Annotated in this window: 1 pseudogene; it reads left to right on the plus strand. The window is 70.5% G+C overall.

Annotation, left to right across the window (positions count from 1 at the left end):
- Positions 1 to 15 precede the first annotated feature (15 nt).
- Positions 16 to 1,489, plus strand: a pseudogene (locus SSBG_RS23280) (lysine N(6)-hydroxylase/L-ornithine N(5)-oxygenase family protein); the annotation flags it as partial.

Raw genomic sequence — 1,489 nt, forward strand, 5'->3', positions numbered from 1 at the left:
GGACACACCCCCCCGATGAACCTCCAGCCCCGTCCTTTCCGAAAGCCAGCACGAACACCCCCGCCGTCCCCCCGCCCCGCACCCCCGAAACCCGCCGCCACCACCGAGGAACCCGAGCCCCCCGAGACCGCCCCCGCCCCACGAACCCCCCGCGCCCACCCCCACAAAAACCCCAAAAACGACCTCGCCGGCATCGGCATCGGCCCCTTCAACCTCTCCCTCGCCGCCCTCGCCCCACCACCTCCCCACCGGCACCACCCCCCTGCACACCGCCTTCTACGAACAACGCCCCGCCTTCCACTGGCACCCCGGCCAGCTCATCGACGGCGCCACCCTCCAAGTCCCCTTCCTCGCCGACCTCGTCACCCTCGCCGACCCCGGCAACCCCTGGACCTTCCTCAACTGGCTCAAAGCGAACGAACGCCTCTACCCCTTCTACTTCGCCGAGCGCTTCCACATCCACCGCGCCGAGTACGACGCCTACTGCCGCTGGGTCAGCGAGAACCTCCCCGGACTCCACTTCTCCCACCAGGCCGACGCCGTCCGCTGGAACGCCGACCGCTCCTGCTTCGAGATCGACTACACCCAGCTCGACACCGACGGCGAAGCCCACGCCCTCGGCCGCACCCACACCCGCAACCTCGTCCTCGGCGTCGGCACCGCCCCCCACATCCCCGAACCCCTGCGCCCCCTCGCCGAAGCCCCCCACGTCTCTCGTCGTCCACTCCGCCCGAATAACTCCGGGCCCCCCGAAAAGAATTCCTCGCCGCCGGGCACATCACCGTCATCGGCTCAGGACAGTCCGGCGCCGAGATCTTCCTCGACCTCCTCCGCCAACGCACCCCCGGCCACGAACGCCTCACCTGGCTCGCCCGCACCCCCGCCTTCGCCCCCATGGAGTACTCGAAACTCGGCCTCGAACACTTCACCCCCGACTACACCCGCTACTTCCACGCCCTCCCCGAAACCACCCGCGACCAGCTCACCGCCCAGCAGTGGCAACTCCACAAAGGCATCGACACCGAGACCATCGCCGCCATCCACGACGAGCTCTACCACCGCACCCTGAACGGCGGCTGGCCCGACGCCACCCTCACCCCCGGCGTCAGCGTCCGCACCGCCGGACGCGTCGCCACCACCCAGATCGAACTCCACCTCGAACACCGCGAACAAGGCACCCGCTCCCGCCTCACCACCGACGCCGTCGTCCTCGCCACCGGCTACCGCGAACGCCCCCTCGACCAGCTCCTCGCCGGACTCGACCCCTACCTCCGCCGCGACCACGCGGAACGCCCCCTCATCGACAGCGACTACCGCCTCCACCTGGACGAGACCATCACCGCCACCGGCTCCCACGTCTACGTCCAGAACGCCGAACGCCACACCCACGGCGTCGGCGCCCCCGACCTCGGCCTCGCCGCCCACCGCAGCGCCACCATCCTCAACGCCCTCACCGGCACCACCCCCTACCCCCTCCCCAACCGCACCG

Source organism: Streptomyces sp. SPB074 (assembly GCF_000154905.1).
In the GTDB taxonomy this organism is placed as follows: Bacteria; Actinomycetota; Actinomycetes; order Streptomycetales; family Streptomycetaceae; genus Streptomyces.